Below are 19,666 nucleotides of genomic sequence, written 5' to 3' on the forward strand. Positions count from 1 at the left end.
AAGTGCTCGCAAACTACTTCAAAATTAACAGGGGAAAATTATGCAACTCATTGGCAATTGGAAAAGCGCTTTGAAAATGTCCAGTGTTCAGGCGGGCGGCGCTATTGCAGCATTGGGTATCGCTGAGCAGTTGCTGCCTCAGTTGCAGGCGGTACTGCCGCCTGTGGCCTATGGCGTGCTGGGCATCCTGGTGATGCTGGCTCGGGTGATCCTGCAGCCCAAGCTGAGTAACTAAGGAGGGACTGGCGCGAGCTCAAAGAATTGTCGCCATCACCGATGCCGGTGACCAAGGATTGATCGCCCTGGCTGCGTGTCAGGCCTATGTGCGGGCGCTGATGCCGAATTTACCTGTCGCCCGGTAACCCGATGGGCTGATCTTTGCAGGTGAGGGCGCGTAGCTTTGCGGTGAGCTCGCTGATGTGCTTGTCCTTGGCCATCAACTCCCAGTTCCTCCGGGTTTCGATCTCGGTCGTGAGCCTGTTCGCATCTGCCGCTTCAGCTTTGGCAGTGGCCAATTGAGAGCGAAGCGCATCTCGCTCATTGGCAGCTTCGGTGTGCATCTCAACCAGTTTGAAGATGTTTTGCCGGGCCTGGCGTATTTGCAGAGTCAGTTCCTGAATTTCGTTCTCGAGCATTCGAAGCTGATGCCGGCAGGTATCGAGCGGCGTCGGGCAGCCAAGCCAATCGCTGGTGTCTTCGATTTCGTACGGGTCCACGGTCACACCTTACGGATGCTGGTTTTATATACAGTAGTTGAGGCGTGACGATTAGGCGAGATCAAGGTGACGAACTGCTGGGACATCCCGGCTTCGTAGCCTTACCACTAACGTTAAAAAGAGCGACCGAGCTGGGTGCGTCAACACCCAGCCTGGCCGCCGTCCCTGCAGATTGTCCCTGCAAGTCCAGCCAAGGCTCTTGCTCCGTGCACAAAGCGCGGCGAGCCTAGCACCTGTTTATATATACAGTAAAGGTCTTGCTAAATATGTCCACACCCATCATTCCTTGGATGGGCGGCAAACGCCGCCTAGCCGACCGCCTCATTCCACTTTTTCCGCCCCACGAATGCTACGTTGAAGTCTTTGCCGGCGGCGCCGCGCTCTACTTCATGCGGCCTCAGGCTGCACCCGTTGAAGTACTCAACGACATCAACGGCGACCTGGTAACGCTGTACCGCGTCGTGCAGAACCACCTCGAAGAGTTCGTGCGCCAATTCAAATGGGCGCTCAGCTCGCGCCAGGTGTTCGAGTGGCAGAAGATGACCCGCCCCGAAACCCTTACCGACATCCAGCGCGCCGCGCGATTCTTCTACCTGCAGCACCATGCCTTCGCCGGCAAGGTTTCCGGGCAGACGTTCGGTACGGCGACCACCGCTCCGGCCATCAACCTGCTGCGGATCGAGGAAAACCTCTCGGCAGCCTGGCAGCGCCTGTCCGGCACCTACGTCGAAAATCTCCCTTGGCTTGAATGCGCGGCACGCTACGACCGTGCCCACACGTTCCACTACATGGACCCGCCTTATTGGCAGACCGCCGGCTATGGGGTGGACTTTCCGTTCGAGAACTACGAGCGGATGGCTGACTTTATGCGTCGCTGCAAGGGGAAGGTGATGGTCAGCATCAATGACCACCCGGACATCCGCCGGGTGTTTGAGGGCTTTCACTTTGAGATGTTGGATATCCGCTACAGCACTGCCAATCAGCGCCAGGGAAAAACCGAGGTGAGCGGTGAACTGATGATCTTGAATTGGGAGCCAGCAGCGCTAGGAGGATTGTTTTAGTTGGGGATTGCAGGTGACCCATTTACGGAAGGGCACCTGCAGAACTGCATCAGTCGTCCGTTGAGGTTACTGGGCGACTGAACCCTTGGTAGAGAAGATTAATTATCTGTTTCCCTTGTTCTCAAACGATGCTCAGAGCCCATTAGATCTTGATCAAACAAGATGTTAGTTATGTTTTAATTTTATGAAAATTAAGAATGGGGGAGCCGCTGAGTGCTAGTCAGCGGAATGTTAAATTTAAAGGTTGGTGGGGTCATTGTCGGATTTTTTTTATAGCCTCAATACTTGTTTCTGCTCCAATTTTATCTGAATATTTTAGCAGGAGGGTTTGAAGAAGCTCAGTTTCTCGGTCTGCATAGTCGGAATTGGAGGATAGTGCGGATTTCATCAGTTTTTTTATTTCTTGGGATGAGTCCGATTCTTGAGGCCTTTCCGCTGCTTTGAGAAAACGATCAAGCCCATATGTATTTATGGTTTTTCGACCTTTTGGTGTTTTCCATTGATACAGCTGTCCCGCTACAATGACTTCGAGATGATCTTCGTATTGGTCAAAGTGTGGGTGTACGATAGTGTATGCGCTAGATCTGGCTGGATAGCGAGGACCTGTGACGGGGCGTTCTAGTACAGGCTTTGAGCTTTTTTCCATGTTGCAATCTATGCAGGTTATGCATAGGTTTTTAGGCTCGAACATGAAAGCAGGATGTGAAAATCTAGATAAAATATGTTCTGCATCCCACGCTCTGTTATGGCAAACCACTATTCTTTGTTTGCAAAAGCAACAGGTGTGGTTTTGTTCTTTTATGTAATGATCTTTTATTGTTTTTTTTATGGAGGTAAATTCATCTTTAGACCAGTCGCTAGCAGATTTGTCGCTAGATGCAATGAAGTGCTCTATTGTTTTGTTTTCCGATTCCGAGAATTTAACTTCGTTCATTTTATAATGACGCTCAGGGCTTTTCGTAGAGTGGAGAGAAGCTTCTGTACTGGGTCGTTATTGGGAACTATGTCGTGGAATTCCATTAGCTCGTTAACTTTTGTTAAAAACGAGTAATCTGGGGTTTGGCCGTCTCGTAATGCGGTTAATGCTTCTACGGCTTGCGATATTAAATATTCGTTTCTGTTGCCTGGAGCTCTAAATACTTGCGCTAGTTGGTAGTCGAGAGACTGGGAGCTAACTTCTTTTCCTTCAAGTATTTTGGTTGGGTTGTTTTCTAGGTTTACGATATAAGAGTTTGAGGTGCTAATTGATGATACTATATGAGGGGAATGTGTGGCGATTATGAAGTGGCATTCTTTGTAGTGGGAAAAAATCGTAGATAAGAGTGGTAAAAAATCTTGCTGCCACTCAGGGTGAAGACTCAACTCTGGCTCGTCTAGTAGAATCACTGTATTGTTTGTGATCTCTGCTGCAATTGAAAGGATGTTAAAGAGGATGCACAACTCTCCTGAGCTTGCTTCGGACAGAAAAAATCTAGAATTAGTTGCAATTTTGTTAAATTCGATATTTTCTAGGTCGATTAGATCGAATTTTACCAAAGTGGAAAGTTCTTTTAAAAAATTCGGCTGACTGCTATTTTGTGATTCGTTATCTGGGTTTAAGTCTAGCTCCAGTGTAAAGAGTTGGGCTAGGCGTGAGTATGGTTCCATTGCATCTTTATACAGTGCCTTAACGGAGTTTATTATTTCTTTTTGATCTTTTTCTGAGAGGTTGTCGTCCCCTCGACCTATTCCCTTAAAGAAGCGTGAGCTTTGTACAATGTCGATAGGGGCACGGTAGTTTTCTTTGCTGATTAACTGATCAAGGGAAATGTGATCGTTGGTTTTTAATATGATTTTGAATTTTGAGCTTAGGCCTAGATATTCGAAGAGCGGTAATATTTCGTTTTTTCGATCCTCATGCTTGAGGAAGAAGTTTATGAATGATGCACCTAGTTGATCAAATTTTGATTTCAAGTAACCTTTTGATATTCTATAGTCGGTTCTAGCTCCACGGTAGATGTAGTTGGATTTTAGTTGTGTTTCGTGATACCTGGTAGCTGCCCAATCTGCCAAGGGAAATTTGTCAAATGGGCTTGAGGAAACGGCGATAATTTTGGGGTGAGTAAAGTTGTCAAATTCGTGTTCGTGATTGCTAAAGCGCTCTAGTGTAAAGTCTTTTGGGTGACTGTTCTTTATGCGTTCGATTATTGCAGCACGTTCATTTTCCGGCACGCCGGCGAAGGAAATTCTATCTGGGTTGAATTCGGCCTGCTTTACTTCAATTTTGTTGGTGGTATTTGCGAATATATATGTCATGCTCCCGTTTTCGTTCCAGTTAGAGTTTTCCCCAGAATCGAAACCGTAAAGTGAATTATTGTTTAATATTGAGCGAATACTTATTTGGCATATTTTTTTGAATAATACGCTTTTGCCGCACCCATTTCGCCCCACGATTAAAGTGAAAACATTGCTCTCTCTGTTGGACAAGTTCCCACAAAGAAGTATCTTTTTATTGTCGAATGTTAATTCGCTAATTATCATTGCAGTCCCTATGCGTTTTTTAGTGGCCTGTCGCTTTTAAAATTTGTTTAGTGTTCTATGTGCTTTTAGCAGGCTCGTCATGCTGGGCGATAACCCTATATTAATTTAGCATGGCATGTAAATGGGGTTCGAATCCCTATCTCGGCCAATATTCGACTCAGGCCAGGGGCTTTGGTGGCAATGGAATTTCTTTGGATAACGATGAGGCAGCGCCGGAAGAGGGCTTACGTGGCATAGCGCCTATCGCCACAATCTGAGGCTTACTAGCCATAAGGATTTCGTTTATCAGCCCATTGGGATCTGCGATCTCTCGTTTTAGGCGTTGCCATTCTTCTTTGAGAATGATCTTGGTGTATGCCGCAGCGTAGTCCAGAGTCACCGCTATAGAGTCGAATAGCTTCTGGTTTGAGTAAGACCCCCTGAGTGCTGCCGTCGCTAGGTCTCTCATGTGAGTGCGCAGTTCATCCAACGTGGTCATCAGCCTCTGATGCGCTTCTTCCTCGTTGTTCAGGCGCAAAATGATGCGCATGTAGAGTTGGTGGTGCTCGCTATCGCGCGTTGCGTTTTCGTTGAGAAAGTTGATATGCAACGATTCGCAAAACTTGAGTACATTCTGAGGATCGTGATCGAAATGCTCGTCGTGCTCTTTCCCGCACTTCCAATAGAGCTGTTTCCAGGCCTCCGCAGTCTCCAACGACAATGACAAATATTTGGATGCGTCAGTGCGCAGATCATCGATCCACTTCTGGCGCTTGTCAGCGATAAAAGTGGACGCTGACCGCGCATTCGTCAGGCGCTGCACGTCTAGCGATCTCCGGGTGTTCCAAATGCTCACAAGCGGAGCGATAAGAGCTGCCACCAGTCCAGCAATGACGGTCCATCCGACAACTGCCGGCAGCCTAGCGATGAGTTCCCATGCGTTTGTGAAGAAATCAGTCATTGGTCAGTCCCTAGGCGCGACGGTGATCACTTGGCAATACCGCGAATGTTCATATTGGAAATCATTAGGATTCCCTGGTGCTACTGTGAACCAGAGCGGCGGGGTGGTTGGGGATGGGGCAAAAATGGGGCAAATCGTACGCCAACCAATGCCATTTCATGCCAAATGAACAATAGCCGCCATATGTCAAAAAATCCCTACAGCCCTTTATTCTCGGGGTTGTAGGGCTTTTTTCGTTAGTACTCCAACACAATCGGGGTGTGCTGCGCTGAGCGGTTTACTCCCTTTGGATACGGTCCCACTCGTTCGAGTACTGTTCGGTCTCGTTGATGCAGTTCTCGCAGAGAACACTGCTGTAGTAGCCCTCTTGTTCTAGTGCTGTTGCCAACTCTTTACCTTCAAGGACTACCCGGCACTCGTTATGGTGGCCGCCTGGGTTCGTCACTCCCTCACATGCTCTCTGGAGATGGGGCGCAATGACTGCCTTTTGCAGGGCACTCAACTGGTCGAAACCTTTGTCCACGGCGAGCTTGGCTATTCCGCTAACCTTGCCGTCTTCGTTATCCAGATGGCCTTTGTCAAGCAGCTGTTTCAAAACCTCGATCTCTTCGCTCATTGATTTCTCCTCGGGTCATGCTCCGGATGAGGCATGACGATATCACCAAGGATGAAAGCGTAGGGCAAATTCAAGGCTGCAGCAGGCCGACTCTAGCCATTCGCAACGATGAGAGTTCCTGTCTGGATTGGAGCGACAGTCACTGGCGACAATATTTGCGAGTGGCGGCTGCAAATGTGCGCGCAGTGGTACGAAAGAGGTACGTAGAAAAAGCAGATTCTCTGAAAGTCTTTATTTGTAAGGCCTTCAGAATTAGATGGTCCAATCCATCATCGGCGCGACGGAGAAACGGCGGGAGAGTGGGGCGGGTGTGACGGTGGTTACGGACATGAGGGATCTGGAATCGGTGAGGCTGGGAGGTGAGGGAGTTTATCAGGAATGGGCTGATGGAGCTTGGGCATGCCTCAGGACGATTGGGCAAGTGCTGGGTATTGCGTTGATAACATCACGAAAAGTAGGAAATTTCCCTCAAATCGCGTCCCCATTGCCCATATTGCCCTCCCACTGATCACCCAGCTAACCTCCCTTCGTCGCTGCAAATTCAGCGACAAGGGTGTGGAAGCCCTTCACAAGATCTGGGCGCACAGGGCGCCACCTAAATTTAAGCAGGCGCTTTTTTCATGTCTGCTGTTAAATTATGGCGGCTGTGCGCGGGGCACTTTCGAGTGCGTCGGGTTCCTAGATCCCCGGTCTTCCACACCCGTGCACAGCTGCCACCCCATCATGTGGAAGTGATGCTGGCAGTTCCTTTGGTTAATTCTAGGAACGAAAACGATGAAAAAGATCACGCCTGACCCTCCGGAAACCGCAATGGCTTCCGATTCTCTCGATCTTCCTCAACTAACCGCTGACTCTCAGCGGGTGGTCAGCAAACGCCTGCGAAACCCGAATCACGCTGATCCTGTCTGCCATCTGTTCACCATTCTTCCCAATGTCGACACTGAAACGCTCCTGTGTCATGCCAGCGAAACCCTCGCTTCGTTGAACGTCTTGACCACTGACCTGGCTTGCAAGCTCGAAGGTTCAACCCGCAGTTTGGCGCTGTCGATTCAGCAACTGGCGGTGGTGGGGGAGTTGTTGGTGAGTCGGGCATTGGACAATGTCGATCCGCAAGGCAATGGGGGTGAGATATCGCCAGGAGCACACGGCTCCTGAACCAACGCTGTCGCCCCAAAAAATTTCATGATCCCCTACGTTGGTACACCCGACGCTCGTGCGGTCGCAGTTTGCAGCAGTTCGTCGATGACCTGCGCCCTTACATTCTGGGTTGGAAAGCTTACTTTGGGCTGTCGCAAACCCCAGGCGTCTGGCGTGAGCTGGATGAATGGATACGACACCGACTGCGAGCTATCCAGCTAAAACAATGGAAGCGCGGAACGACGACGTATCGTGAGCTGCGAGCACTCGGCGCGAATAGCCAAGTGGCGCAGAAGGTGGCAGGAAACACCTGCCGCTGGTGGCGCAACAGTCGTCTTGGTCTGAATCGCGTGCTCAACATTGCGTGGTTCGACAGACTGGGAATGGTGCGTCTCTCATAACCTCAATCTCTCGAACCGCCCGGTGCGGACCCGCATGCCGGGTGGTGTGGCAGGGGAACGGCCTGTGAAGGTCGTCCCCTATGCCGATTGCTTGGTGTTTGGGCAAACGACCACCGCACTACATCTTCAGGTTGGCTTTCACCTTCATGTAAACCACTGCGTCATCACTGTGCCCTACCTGGTAGTGTTCGGTCATCTTCACGTCAGCGTGACCCATCAAGCCCTGAATGTATTCCTGCTGAACCCCTTTTGCTCATACAGCCAGGCACCGAGTGCGCGAATCTCGTGGAAGGTAGGGCGTTCACCGGCTGGCATTTCTTCATAAGCCTTGGAATCGTCCCGTGCCAGGGCAAAAGACTTGGTCAGATAGTCCGCCGTTACTGCGTTCCAGTGTAGCTTGGCGTCCAGTTGAGTCCTTCTGCGTGTCTTTGGCGAGTAGTGGATCAGGTACGGGCAGACGACCGGCGATCTCACGCACTCCAGCACCACCTCCCGCAGGGCCTGACCCATGACAATTTCCAAGTGCACGGGCTTGCCGTAGTTCTGTGTCTTCCCGGGTGACACCTTGATGGTGTTCTGTTCGAGGTCCACAGCCAATTTCGGCCACATCACGATATCTTCCCGCCGCTGAAGACTCAGCAACCCTAGTCGAATGGCGCTTCAGCCAGATCGGTGTCCCCACGTACTCCAGAATGTTGTTCAGACCCTCGACGGTGTGCCGCTGGCGCTTCTTCTCGGCTTCCTTTTTCACCAGCGTCAGCTCGGCGCAGTTGCGATCGCACAAGCCCTTAGCGACGGCGAACGCGAATACCTGGACTAGCAGGCCCCGGTGCTTTGTGTAGGCGTTGTTCTCGAAGCCATCCAGGTACTCAGTCACTGTCAGCACATCCAGTTGGCCCATCATCAGGTGACCCAGGTCCTCGCGGTACCGGGCCAGCTTGAATTTGATTTCCTTCAGGGTGCTTGCGGCGTAGGTCTTGGTGGTCAGCCATTTCGTTTCGAAGCGCTCCAGGCAGCCGCTGAACTTGGGTGCGGCATCGCCGATGATCATGGCCAGCACCGAGCCCTTCGATTGGTCGGTCGGCGGGGCGCACGTGGTCGCCTTGCGCAAGCAGAGCGGAGAGCTCTCCGGTGTGTGGCCGGCGACCTGCGTGGATGAATACCGGGTGAGCGTGAGCAGCCTGGATTTTTGATCCCAACACCGCCTGGGATCCGGAGCCACCGCACCTCCTATTCGGCCCGGTAAATCGGTGGAGTTACCCCACACTGGTCACCGTCGTGAATCCATCAGGCAGCGGAAGCGTCGCGGTGGAAGGCATGCCCTACGACGCGCGGGTGTACCTCTATGACAACAGCGCCCCGTTATGAAGCATTTATCGGTCCATAGAGGCAGCAAATGATTGAGTATCCGAAGTTTCTGCCCCTGCCGCAGCGCAAATGTTATGGCTTTCAATCCGTAAGCCCGATTGCTCGCTCTGATCAGCAGAGTGGGCGGGCCAGGCAGCGGCGTCGATTCACGTCCGTTCCCACTGTGGCAACGGTTACTTGGCTGCTCAACGATACCCAGGCGCAGCTCTTTGAAGGATGGTTTGAGCACATCCTGCTCTCGGGCAGCCTGTGGTTTCAGTGTCCACTCAAGACGCCACTGGGGGGGATGATCACCGAGCTCACTTCATCGATATTTACGACGGGCCGAATCTGGTGGGTGTGAGTCATTGGCGCTTTTCCGCCAAAGTCGAATTGTTCAAGCGCCCCATTCTGGACGCAGGCTGGATTATCACTGTACCCGACTACGTTGCTATGGCGGATATCTTCGACCGTGCCATAAACCACGAGTGGCCAGCAGGGTAGGTCTGCATGGTGTTTGGCTGCGTCTGCGTCAGTCTGTTGCAACGATTCGCACATTCTTCATTCGGCCTACAACGCCTGCGCCGGTACACTGCCAACCGATTCTGTTTTGAGGTTGGTCGTTATGGTAAATCGCCGGCAATTGATAAAAATCAGCGCACTCGGCACCGCGTCATTTGCGGCGCCGGCGGCTTACTCTGTGAGCGAAATGACCATGAGCTACAACACCGGCAACCCGATCGGCAGTACCGATCCGCGAGACTTGTCTGACAACGCAAAAATTCTCGACAAGTTTGTGAATGGCCCCGGATCAATGTATGCGGATCGTTTCGGTACGAACCGAAAGACAATTCCCGCCATGGGTATCGAGTTTGAGGCGGATCAGGCCGGACGTAACTCGGCGTTCACATCTGCTCAAGCAGAGCGTGTAACCGAGTTTGTCGACTTTCTTGAAAGTAGCGGTTTCGAGACTCCGGCCGATTATGTCGTCGGCTTGAGTATTACCCGGCCCACGCAAACTGTTCGCTATTTGGGTGAGCTGTATCGCGCCAAGAACGCCAGCTTGCCTTTTGTCACATCGGGATGGGCAATCGATGCGCCGAAGCTCTTGGCGGCGGGTGACGCGTCATTGCGCCAGGAACTGGCCGACCCGAGCAGAAACGACAAGATGCTGGCCTTCATGCGAGGTCCGTTCGGCAAGTCAGCCTACACGGTGGCGGGCATGTTGAGCGCCCAGTCCTTGAACGTATGGGAGTACATCAACCGTATTCCCGCGGGGGACAGGATTGATGAAGCGGAACCCGCTACCTGGTACTGGGATACGGCGATCAATGCCGCGCTGCAAGAGGGTAAGAAGGTCCTGATTCCTCACTTACTCAAGGTGAAGCGCAAGATCACGACCAAAGTGACTGGCGCGCAGCTCGTTGGTGACGGCATCGATTCTGCCGGCCTTGTCTTGGACCCGCAGGGTGGGCCAGGCGCCGGGTTCATCGGAGACTGTGTGATTGAGTTGGGCGACTCAACTGCTGCTGCAGATGTTTCCACTCATCTGGGTATTTCATCGCTCACGATTGATGTAGGCGGCCGTGATATTCCTGGTGTAGCCATGTTCGGCGCCCGGGATGGGAGCTATGTGCAGCGCGTCTACATCAAAAACTTTTCTAGTACCGCCTTTAAAACCAACAAGGCCGGTGGTGGTACGGGCTTTGCGACCGGCAAGATGTGCCAGGGCATCAAAATCGAGCAGGTGATTGCGCTCCCCCAGCATGGCATCAAAACCGACGTGTTCTTGCTCGACGGCATCTTTGAAAGCGAAATCAATCTATGCAAAGCCTTCGGTTTCACCTTTGCTGAGAACAGCGCTGTGGGCTTTGCGGTAGGCAGGAACACCGAGTCCCGGGGGGTCAAGCTCAACACCTGCTCGGCAGCGAACATGGTCAAGTTTGGCAATGCCGCCAATTTCAACGCCGTGATCCAATATGGGGAATGGTCGCGCGACAACTGGGATTACAACATCACCTTCGAGAATGTCGAAGGGGCCGGAGTTGTTTTTCATGGCGGCACGGCCAGTGGCCAACTGCTGCCGCTCAATTGCCGATCGATTGACCCGAGACCCTATTTCTCCGCAGTGGCTGCGGTGCTTAATCCGTTGTACCTGTTCCGTAAGGCGAATGCCTGCTTCGCTGAGGGCGTTAATTATTACTCGACGGTCAAGGCTATTTTCGAATTTACAGGCGAGGGTGGATTGAATAACTACGGGGTGCTCACAGGTGGCGTTAACCCTGAAGCGCTTGTGAGTTCCGGGGTGGTAGTGTTCGGCGCTGGGGCTCTTTCCAGTAATTTTGTGGCGGGCTACTCAAGCGAAGTGTCCACGCGTAAAGAGTTCGTGGTTACTGTCGATCAGCAGTTTTATCGAGTACTGCCGAATGGTGCGAGCGAACAAACGGATCAGTTTTACACGACCTTCAACCTGGGGGATTCCGGAAAATACCGCTGGCGCAACAAATCGTTGGAGACTGTCGCATCGATTGATGATTCGGGCCTTTCCTCAGGGAAGACAGCACTGTCGGTCAAGCTGATCAAAAACGGTGTTATCTCATTTGATCGAATCGAGGTCGGCACTATTGATTCCGCAGGTACGGGCTATCGAACACTCCGGATCCCTAACTAAGGAATTCAGCATGTCCATCAAGAAGACCATCGAATTCAAAGGCATCACCGTTATAGACGCTCACATCACTGCGGTCATGTCAGCCATTGCCATGGGCAACAGGATGATGACCTTTGGTGTTCAGTACCGCAATAGTCCCGAAGCCGAAGTGTTCCAAAGCGAAATCAGGGAAGCGCCTTATGACACCGACGGCGGTAATCCGCTGGAGCAGGCCTATGTGCACCTGAAGACGCTTCCAGGATTCGTCGGTGCCGTGGACTGCTAGTCAGCAGGCATCAACTGTGACCCGCTTCGGCGGGTTTTTTTCGTGGTGCGCCAGGCATGGCGCGTTGCGCGCAACCCGCTTGGCTGTGGTGGCCAAGCGGGTGACTTGGAGGTGCAAGTCCTCTACACACCCGGCAAGGGGAAGTGTTAGTCAGAGGCAAGGGTGTCGCGGGTGACTGCGAATCTGAAGGAAGCCCGAGGCAAAATGCTGGCCTGACGAACAGGAAGCGGATTAGGCGGCGCAGTGGGGTAAGGTGGCCATGATCATTAAAGCCCGATACTTGCACGGAACGCTGTGACGTAGATCCGACAGGCATAAGCAGGAAGGTCACGCGAATTACCCTGGGAGATCTGTAGGTTTGCCACTGTCCTACCGAGCGTCGAGAGGCGACGGGATGAGCCTACAGAAGTCAGTTGAGGCCGTAGTAAGTGGCGGATCACCGCGTCACCAAGGGCCGAACAGGTTATGCCGCCAGTAGGCGTCAGAGTCTCGTCGAATGTTGAAACGCAGAATATTCTCCAAGAGAAAACTGTTACCCCAGGTCCTGGACGGTATCCGAGGATGAAGGCTGACAGGGCGCAAACATCGACGGCGTCTGTGGCGTGGACGAACGCGGAGCCGGACACGCTGATGGCGCGGGTGCTTGCACCCGCCAACCTCAAGCGTGCGTATCAGCGCGTAGTCAGCAACAAAGGCGCACCGGGTGCCGATGGCATGACGGTCGACCAGCTGGCGGGCTACGTGAAACAGTATTGGCCGATCCTCAAGTCTCGGCTGTTGGCCGGTGAGTATCACCCGCAAGGTGTACGCGCCGTCGACATCCCCAAACCCAAAGGTGGGACGCGGCAACTGGGCATTCCCAGTGTCGTGGATCGCCTGATCCAACAGGCTTTGCTGCAACAGCTCACGCCGATCTTCGACCCTCTGTTTCGGACTACAGCTACGGCTTCCGTCCAGGCCGAAGCGCCCATCAAACCATCGAAACAGCCCACGCCCATGTGGCGGCGGGTCACCGCTGGTGCTTGGAACTTGATCTCGAGAAGTTCCTTGATCGGGTCAACCACGATGTCCTGATGGCTTACGTGGCGCGTCAAATCGAAGACAAACGGGTGCTCACGCTGATCCGTCGTTATCTCGAAGCGGGGACGATGTCAGGCGGACTCGTCAGTCGACGGCAGGAAGGGACGCCGCAAGGCGGCCCGCTCTCGCCGTTGCTGTCGAACATCCTGCTCAACGAACTCGACCGAGAATTGGAGCAGCGGGGTCATCGCTTCGTGCGCTATGCCGACGACGCCAACATTTATGTGCGGAGTCGTCGTGCTGGCGAGCGAGTGCTGGTCAGGGTTGAGCGCTTCCTGAATCAACGCCTGAAACTGACGTTGAATCAGGAAAAGAGCCGAGTAGCACGGCCGTGGGCGTGTGATTACTTGGGTTACGGGATGAACCTGCATAAACAGCCGAAGCTGAAAGTAGCTACGATGAGCCTGAATCGCTTGCGCGATCGGCTCAGAGAACTGCTGCGCGGAGCGCGGGGCCACAAGATGGCAAGCGTCATTGAGCGGATTAACCCGGTGCTACGTGGTTGGGCGGGTTACTTCAAGCTTAGCCAGAGCAACCGCCCCCTTGAGGAGTTGGATGGCTGGATGCGCCGTAAACTTCGCTGTGTCATTTGGCGTCAATGGAAGCAGCGCCCAACGAGGGCGCGCAACCTGATACGTCTGGGGATCAGCGAAGCACGCGCCTGCAAATCAGCGTTCAACGGGCGCGGGCCATGGTGGAACTCGGGAGCGTCACATATGAATCACGCGCTGCCGAAGAAGCTGTGGGACAGCCTGGGGCTGGTCTCAATACTGGATACGATAAAACGGCTTATCCGCATAACCTGAACCGCCGTATACGGACCCGTACGTACGGTGGTAATGGAATGGACGCCCCCTGTCCTAACGGCATCGATGTGCCAAAGTGAAAGTGTTAATAGCACTTAACGGAAGGGAGCGTCCTCATGAAGCTTACGACTGTTGGTATCGATTTGGCAAAAAACGTGTTTCAAGTACACGGAGTTGACGAGCGAGGGAAACCAGTACTGAAGAAGCAGCTCAAACGTGACCAGTTTGCCCCTTTCTTTGCAGTATTGGCGCCGTGCTTGATCGGTATGGAGGCTTGCGGAAGTGCCCATCACTGGGCAAGAAAGCTGCAAGCATTTGGACATACGGTCAAGTTGATGGCTCCACAATTTGTTAAGCCCTATGTGAAAACGAACAAGAACGACGTAGCCGATGCAGAGGCCATTTGTGAAGCGGTCGCTCGACCCAATATGCGCTTCGTACCGATCAAGACGACAGAGCAACAAGGGATATTGGCCATGCATCGGGCGCGGCAGGGTTTTGTGAAGGCTCGTACTGCGCAAGCTAACGCAATTCGTGGGCTGCTCGGTGAGTTCGGCATTGTCATCGCACAAGGATCGGGCATATCGCCGAGCGTTTGCCAGGCATCCTGGAAGATGGCGAAAACGGTCTGCCCGGTTCATTCCGGCAGTTGATGCAGCGCCTGGGCGATCATCTGAAGGAGTTGGACCGGCAGGTGGGTCAACTTGAACGGGAAATTCAACAATGGCATCGAGGGAATGAGGCCAGTTGCAAGCTTGCAGAAATACCGGGTATTGGACCGATCACCGCAAGCGCTCTGGTCGCTTCGGTAGGTGATGCGAAGAGTTTTGCCAACGGTCGGCAGATGGCGGCATGGTTGGGATTAGTACCGCGACAGCATTCGAGCGGAGGCAAGTCCACGCTGTTAGGTATCAGCAAGCGAGGCGATAGCTATTTGCGCACATTGCTGGTTCATGGTGCGCGAGCGGTGGTTCGTTACGCCGAAGGTAAAACCGACCCCTCATCGGATTGGCTGAAGGGTTTGTTGGCGCGTCGCAACACGAATGTGGCAGTCATCGCGCAGGCCAACAAGAGTGCCCGGATTGCCTGGGCGCTGCTGGCCCACGACCGCAGATTCCGGTCTGGTTACACCCCTGCTGTCGCAGGCGCGTAACCAGACCGGTGGAGTCAAGCGATGAAGCGTTAGAAAGGAGTACTACCAAGGTTGCCCAGGCAATCATGACGTGATGGCAAGACAGGTCGGACCGGGATCGGGTAACTCTGCCCTCTCACAGGCGCTTCGAGCGCGTGGTGGTGATAAGAGCCCGATCAGCGAATTCCATCAGGGACAGAGGCAGAGCCTCACATAAAGTCCGGATGTATGGCTGCAATCTCAACCCCGTCTGTGTTGTCACGAATTGAAAGCTCGGCAAGCTGGGGGCGTCCATGTATGTGAGAGGACGGCGGATGTAAATCCGCCTCCTACTCGATTGTTGGAACCACAAAACGAACTTCCATTTCTCTATAAAAGCTCCTTTGAAGGCTGTTGTAGGAAAAAGACATTTCCTTTTGACGAAACTTCTTAATCGTTCTTTTGACCCTGCCTTGAGCGTCGCGACGCTGTTAGCGTCCCTCGACATTTCCCGTCGTAGCCTGGTGGACCTCTGTGACAAGGCCGGGACACCGGGCAGGGTAAGTTAAAGCAGGACTGCGAAATTCGAACGGCACCGGAAGGTGCCGTTTTTTCGCCCAAGTAGAACGCCCCTCCTGATTTCAAGACGGCTCTGAATCCATCCGCCGCGCAATCACATCCAACACATCACAACCATCGCGCAACGGCACGCAGCACAACAACGCAAAGTCGCTGAGAACTACCGTATCGCTGGTGATGTCACCACGCATCGCCAGATTTTCAAGAATCTGCGTTACAGCTCGGATTCTGTAACTGGCCGTGCTGAGCAGTGAATGCAGAGGTTGGGTGGTGTTGACGAACAGCGAGGGCAGGTCATCGGCATTGCTGGTTAAAGCGATGTACTCATTCATAAGTGAAGCTCCATTAGTTCATGAGAGCTATCACTCAATCGTCGCCAAACGAGAGGGTGGTAGCCGTACGCGGGTTGGCGAACCGGGCAATGGAGAAACCGGCAGACCCTGAGGTCTCCCGCGCACAGCCACCATAAAACAGGCAGCTAGGTGCGTTCCGAAGCGCTCCGAAATGGTCGAAGACTTCAGTTCAATTGCAATCGAGTCGCCAAACCCGACACGCCGTGAGGGCGTGGGCCGGACTATAGGACTCGTGGCAAAGGCGCAGCAATGGCGGAGTGTACGGACAATTCCTGATGTCGTGTAGGACGCTGCTCTTTTTGAGCAGTGGCACCGTTTTTTAAGACATCGCATTGCCTGAACCAACGCTGACTTGCCGAAAAGTTTCATGATGTGTCGTTGAAATGAGGCATAGGATAACCACCAAAGGTCATGTCCCCCGCGCCTCAACCCACAGGAATAAAAAAATGATCGCAAACCTCGTCAAAGTCTCGCTGATAGCCGGTGCTTTGTTGTTGAGCGCCTGTTCCGGTGTGAGCTCCCATAGCGATTATTCGACCGACTCGGTGCAGCCGGCTGGCTTTGGCCCGGGGCCGACCAACAGCAATGCCGCCAAGATGAATTTCCATGGCAGCGCGCTCGGCAATAGCTTCGGCGAGTACAGTTCAGGATTGCTGCACGACGATTGATACGCGGTCCGCAATGAAAAAAGGGCGCTCCCATGGGAGCGCCATTTTTTGTGCGGGTGAAGAGCGCCCCATTACTTTGCGTCAGGCACCACCAGCCACTGCCGCCGAATCTTCTGGTAGTTGCCCGTCGCCTTGGCCAGATGCAGCCATTGATCGACGTACAGCTTCCAGGTGATGTCGTCGCGGGGCAGCAGGTAGGCTTTTTCGCCGTATTGCAGGTAGTGCGTGGGGTTGACGGCGCACAGGCCCGGTTTGAGCTTCTGCTGATACAGCGCCCCCGATGCGTCGGTGATCATCACGTCTGCCTTTTTATCCAGCAGTTCCTGAAAAATGCTGATGTTGTCGCGCAGCTGCAATTGCGCCTGGGGCAGGTAGGCGTGAACGAACGCTTCGTTGGTGCCGCCGGCAGGTTCGACCAGACGAACCGAGGGCTGGTTGATCTGTTCGACGGTCTGGTACAGCGCCTGGTCTTCGCAGCGCACCAGCGGGATTTTGCCGTCGACGTCCAGGGTGGTGCTGAAGAAGGCTTTTTTCTGCCGTTCCAGGGTGACCGAGATGCCGCCCATGGCGATGTCGCACTTGCCGGCGAGCATGTCGGGCATCAGGGTTTTCCAGGTGGTGGGCACCCACTCGACCTTGACGCCCAGGCTGTCGGCCAGGGTGCGGGCCATGGCGATGTCGATGCCGGAATATTCGCCGTCCCCGGCTTTGAGGGTGTAGGGCTTGTAGTCGCCGGTGGTGCAGACGCGCAGTTGTCCCTGTTGCATGACGCTGTCCAGATGCGAAGGTTCTGCCTGGGCGCCAAGGGCGAGTGCGAGCAAGCCGCCGAGCATCATTGCTCTGTTGATTTTCTTCATTGTTATCGGGCTTTTTTGCTGGAGTGGTTTTGAAGGGGAGTGTAGTGAAACTTTCACCGGTGTGAAAAATCCTGTCCGGGAAGATGTCGTTTTTTAGTTAATCCATCGGACTACGCTCGCACGTGAAATAACCACACACACACAGCGGGCTTCCACTGCGCAAAAAAATACTTCTTGTAACTCCCGTTGTAGGAAATGGGTTGTTGGTTATTGCGAAAATTCCTATTCGTTCATTTTGGCTATGCCATTGGATTGCGTTCAGCAAGCGTCCCACCGTCTTATTCGTCGTCGCCCAATATTCTCTCTGCTCGGCGCTTCTGCCGAGATGAGAAGGAAAGGCAACTCAAACCGATGACGATAAGGAAGTTGCAAATGAATGCACCTGCGCATCCCTTGTATACCAAAGAAGTCTCCGCTGAACTTCTTCGCAGTCTTGACGCCCCCCACTTCACTGAAGGGCGGCTTGCGCACTTTTGCGACGAAGCTCTGGCAGTTGTTCGCCAGGGGCAGGCATACATGGAAGCTCATCCCGCTCACGCCATTTACCGAATCGCAACCGAGGACTTTCTGCCTTCCATCAAGGAGGAAGAACATCAATGAACGAAGGACATTTCATTGGTCTGCATGACAAGACCACCTGTGGCGGTAAGGTCCTGGATGGTGACACCCGGATCATGATGTACGGCATTGCCCATGCCCGCGAGGGTGATCGAGTCACCTGTGGCAAGGACGGCAAGACTTACAAAATTGTCGGTGGCATTTCGCACATGATCAGTCATGGCAAAGCCATGGCGGGCACGCTGGACAGCCACAGCGAATGCCCCTGCAAGGCCCGGCTGATCCCCTCGGTGGTCACGGCGACCTATCGCAGCGCTAACTCCGCACCGCGAACGGGCAGGGACGTTGTGCAACCCGTTTCCAGTGCGGCAACCAGTCAACCGGCCGCGCCACGTCAGCCTGGTTTCGCCCCTTCGTACCCACCGGCGCCTGTCATATTCGCCCGCGTAGACCCTCAAGAACCGGGCTTCTATGTGGTGCCCAAAAGCATGACCCGGGAGGCATTGGAGGCCACGCTGTTCGCCACGCCCGGTGCCGCCGTGATGCGCAAGTTTCGGGCACTCAACCCAGTATCAGACAACATCAAAGCCGGCTCGTTGATCGTACTGAGCGACCCGAACAACACCTCCTGCACCTACCAGGAAGCGCAGCTGATGCAGGCCGCGCAGCAGGTCAAGGCAGCCCTTGATCCCCTGACGCCGGAGGAAGCTGAGTTCATGTTCCGCCATGCAGCGGAAATCGCCAGTTTTACCGGCGAGACTTCGACCTGGCTCGGCGTCAGCGCGGTGGTGATGGAAAAACACCTGGCCCGACTGCGCGACACCCTGCAAGCCATGGAGCGCCTGCATCAAGACAGCTATCGTCAACATGGCCACCTCAAATCACCGCAGTTCTTCGCCGAACGCCAGCGCCTGCTCGCCCAACTCGATGCTCATCTGCTGAACTCCACTCGCCTGCGTGGCCAGACCACCCTGGGCGATCACCCGAAGCTGAAGACGGCGCTCGGCATTTCCAGTCGCAGTCTGGTGCACCACTGGGACAAGGCCGGAGCGCCGGGGCAGATACCGGGTTACGCCACTCATGTGAATGCGATCAGTCGGGCGGCCAAGTACATGAGCACCGGCGGTTACATCGGTGTTGGTATTGGCGGGATATCTTCGTTGTTGGCTGTTCAGGAGGTTTGTGTCGGTGACACTGGAACGGCTTGTGAGAAGGTCAAGTTTACTGAGGGTGGCAAGTTCGTGGGGTCCACCATCGGAGGTGTTGTGGGTGGGGGGATAGCTCAACGTGCCAGTGGTCCGATCTGCCTCGCGCTTGGAGTATCTACAGTAGTCGGTGGAGTTGTCTGCGTCGCGACTGTCATAGGTGTTGGCGCATGGGTGGGTACGACTTATGTTGGTGAAGGCGGCGAGTTCGCTGGTGAGATCTTGTACAAAAAAACACAGCAATGATAGGGGAAGAGACTCGGACCTCTTGGTTAGTTTTCTGGCTTCTGGCTGGTCCAATCCTATTGGGGGCTGTGCATATCGTATTCAGTCTGTACCTGAGCCGGCGTCATCTGGACGCCATGCTAGAAGCCTTGAAAAATAGTCGCTACATCTATATTTGGGGGCCGGGCCTACGGAATCAGGGCTGGTTTGGGGGGGTCGTATTGATCAATAAAATTGGAGGCATGGTGTTATGGCCGAGGGCATACATCCGCATTGGTGACGTGGACCCTGTCGACATCAAAACCTTCCCTCCTCATCTCAAACGACTTCTGCAAATAGATGCAGTGATGCTTTTTGGTAGTGCAATTGGGGTGTTGATTGGATATGTGCTAGTGAAAATAGGGTAATTTATGGCCGATCACCTCAAGAAAAAAACGGCGCTCGGCATTTCCCGCCGTAGCCTGGTGGACCTCTGTGTGACAAGATCGGGACACTGGGCTCGATAAGTTAAAGCAGGACTGCAAAATTGAACGGCACCGGAAGGTGCCGT

Annotated in this window: 18 protein-coding genes and 3 pseudogenes; 13 read left to right on the forward strand and 8 right to left on the reverse strand. The window is 53.8% G+C overall.

Going from position 1 to position 19,666, the window contains the following annotated elements; translation table 11 throughout:
- The first annotated feature begins 40 nt into the window (after window positions 1–40).
- The gene (locus AC1DWG_RS03945) at window positions 41–235 is read left to right on the forward strand and encodes a DUF7940 domain-containing protein (RefSeq protein WP_477787264.1); all 195 of its coding nucleotides are present in this window, start codon (window positions 41–43) and stop codon (window positions 233–235) included.
- 109 nt (window positions 236–344) lie between these two features.
- Here AC1DWG_RS03945 and AC1DWG_RS03950 read toward each other — a convergent pair whose 3' ends face one another.
- A complete protein-coding gene (locus tag AC1DWG_RS03950; RefSeq protein WP_477787265.1) occupies window positions 345–716 on the reverse strand; it encodes a hypothetical protein in 372 nt (123 codons plus the stop codon).
- 266 nt (window positions 717–982) lie between these two features.
- On the opposite strand from AC1DWG_RS03950, the gene AC1DWG_RS03955 reads away from it, so the two are divergent.
- Window positions 983–1,777, forward strand: coding sequence for a DNA adenine methylase (locus AC1DWG_RS03955; protein ID WP_477787266.1), 795 nt, complete (start codon window positions 983–985; stop codon window positions 1,775–1,777).
- A 253-nt stretch (window positions 1,778–2,030) separates the two neighbouring features.
- Here the strand turns inward: AC1DWG_RS03955 and AC1DWG_RS03960 are convergent, their stop codons facing one another.
- The 4 genes from AC1DWG_RS03960 to AC1DWG_RS03975 form a co-directional block, all read right to left on the reverse strand.
- Window positions 2,031–2,711 carry a hypothetical protein gene (locus AC1DWG_RS03960; protein WP_477787267.1) on the reverse strand — a complete coding sequence of 227 codons (681 nt, stop codon included), beginning with the start codon at window positions 2,709–2,711 and terminating at the stop codon, window positions 2,031–2,033.
- Window positions 2,708–4,297 (reverse strand): AAA family ATPase, encoded by a 1,590-nt coding sequence (locus AC1DWG_RS03965; protein WP_477787268.1) that lies wholly within the window; start codon window positions 4,295–4,297, stop codon window positions 2,708–2,710. The genes AC1DWG_RS03960 and AC1DWG_RS03965 overlap by 4 nt, the downstream gene beginning before the upstream one ends.
- A 157-nt stretch (window positions 4,298–4,454) precedes the next feature.
- On the reverse strand, window positions 4,455–5,237 hold the full coding sequence (locus AC1DWG_RS03970; protein WP_477787269.1) for a hypothetical protein: 783 nt from the start codon (window positions 5,235–5,237) through the stop codon (window positions 4,455–4,457).
- Window positions 5,238–5,514: 277 nt separating this feature from the next.
- The gene (locus AC1DWG_RS03975) at window positions 5,515–5,853 is read right to left on the reverse strand and encodes a hypothetical protein (protein ID WP_477787270.1); all 339 of its coding nucleotides are present in this window, start codon (window positions 5,851–5,853) and stop codon (window positions 5,515–5,517) included.
- A 774-nt stretch (window positions 5,854–6,627) separates the two neighbouring features.
- Between AC1DWG_RS03975 and AC1DWG_RS03980 the strand changes: the two genes are divergently transcribed.
- The gene (locus AC1DWG_RS03980; protein WP_477787271.1) at window positions 6,628–7,008 is read left to right on the forward strand and encodes a DUF6124 family protein; all 381 of its coding nucleotides are present in this window, start codon (window positions 6,628–6,630) and stop codon (window positions 7,006–7,008) included.
- A 38-nt stretch (window positions 7,009–7,046) separates the two neighbouring features.
- Window positions 7,047–7,391 (forward strand): annotated as a pseudogene (locus tag AC1DWG_RS03985) (group II intron maturase-specific domain-containing protein); the annotation flags it as partial.
- Between the two features lie 319 nt (window positions 7,392–7,710).
- Here AC1DWG_RS03985 and AC1DWG_RS03990 read toward each other — a convergent pair.
- Window positions 7,711–8,442, reverse strand: a complete 732-nt coding sequence (locus AC1DWG_RS03990; protein ID WP_477787272.1) for a hypothetical protein — start codon at window positions 8,440–8,442, stop codon at window positions 7,711–7,713.
- Between AC1DWG_RS03990 and AC1DWG_RS03995 the strand changes: the two genes are divergently transcribed.
- The 6 genes and pseudogenes from AC1DWG_RS03995 to AC1DWG_RS04020 all read left to right on the forward strand — a co-directional run bounded on the left by AC1DWG_RS03995 (window position 8,435) and on the right by AC1DWG_RS04020 (window position 14,713).
- Window positions 8,435–8,584, forward strand: a complete 150-nt coding sequence (locus tag AC1DWG_RS03995) for a hypothetical protein (protein ID WP_477787273.1) — start codon at window positions 8,435–8,437, stop codon at window positions 8,582–8,584. The genes AC1DWG_RS03990 and AC1DWG_RS03995 overlap by 8 nt on opposite strands.
- Before the next feature lie 203 nt (window positions 8,585–8,787).
- On the forward strand, window positions 8,788–9,102 hold the full coding sequence (locus tag AC1DWG_RS04000; RefSeq protein WP_477787274.1) for a hypothetical protein: 315 nt from the start codon (window positions 8,788–8,790) through the stop codon (window positions 9,100–9,102).
- Between the two features lie 351 nt (window positions 9,103–9,453).
- Complete coding sequence (locus tag AC1DWG_RS04005) at window positions 9,454–11,409, forward strand: hypothetical protein (protein WP_477787275.1); 1,956 nt, start codon at window positions 9,454–9,456, stop codon at window positions 11,407–11,409.
- A 10-nt stretch (window positions 11,410–11,419) separates the two neighbouring features.
- The gene (locus tag AC1DWG_RS04010) at window positions 11,420–11,674 is read left to right on the forward strand and encodes a hypothetical protein (protein WP_477787276.1); all 255 of its coding nucleotides are present in this window, start codon (window positions 11,420–11,422) and stop codon (window positions 11,672–11,674) included.
- Window positions 11,675–12,139: 465 nt separating this feature from the next.
- Window positions 12,140–13,560, forward strand: a pseudogene (ltrA, locus tag AC1DWG_RS04015) (group II intron reverse transcriptase/maturase).
- 116 nt (window positions 13,561–13,676) lie between these two features.
- Window positions 13,677–14,713 (forward strand): annotated as a pseudogene (locus tag AC1DWG_RS04020) (IS110 family RNA-guided transposase).
- A gap of 599 nt (window positions 14,714–15,312) precedes the next feature.
- Here AC1DWG_RS04020 and AC1DWG_RS04025 read toward each other — a convergent pair.
- Window positions 15,313–15,582, reverse strand: coding sequence for a short-chain dehydrogenase (locus AC1DWG_RS04025; RefSeq protein WP_115947664.1), 270 nt, complete (start codon window positions 15,580–15,582; stop codon window positions 15,313–15,315).
- A gap of 467 nt (window positions 15,583–16,049) precedes the next feature.
- Here AC1DWG_RS04025 and AC1DWG_RS04030 point away from each other — a divergent pair, with 467 nt between their 5' ends.
- Window positions 16,050–16,271: a hypothetical protein gene (locus AC1DWG_RS04030; protein ID WP_223462685.1), complete on the forward strand. Its 222-nt coding sequence runs from the start codon at window positions 16,050–16,052 to the stop codon at window positions 16,269–16,271.
- Window positions 16,272–16,342: 71 nt separating this feature from the next.
- Here the strand turns inward: AC1DWG_RS04030 and AC1DWG_RS04035 are convergent, their stop codons facing one another.
- Complete coding sequence (locus AC1DWG_RS04035; RefSeq protein WP_477787436.1) at window positions 16,343–17,104, reverse strand: transporter substrate-binding domain-containing protein; 762 nt, start codon at window positions 17,102–17,104, stop codon at window positions 16,343–16,345.
- 396 nt (window positions 17,105–17,500) lie between these two features.
- Here AC1DWG_RS04035 and AC1DWG_RS04040 point away from each other — a divergent pair, with 396 nt between their 5' ends.
- Together AC1DWG_RS04040 and AC1DWG_RS04045 are read left to right on the forward strand one after the other, a co-directional pair.
- On the forward strand, window positions 17,501–17,728 hold the full coding sequence (locus tag AC1DWG_RS04040) for a hypothetical protein (RefSeq protein WP_477787277.1): 228 nt from the start codon (window positions 17,501–17,503) through the stop codon (window positions 17,726–17,728).
- Window positions 17,725–19,137, forward strand: a complete 1,413-nt coding sequence (locus AC1DWG_RS04045; RefSeq protein WP_477787278.1) for a PAAR domain-containing protein — start codon at window positions 17,725–17,727, stop codon at window positions 19,135–19,137. Before AC1DWG_RS04040 ends, AC1DWG_RS04045 begins: the two co-directional genes overlap by 4 nt.
- The last annotated feature ends 529 nt before the right edge of the window (window positions 19,138–19,666 follow it).

The sequence above is a fragment of the Pseudomonas sp. P4_B3 genome (assembly GCF_056402295.1).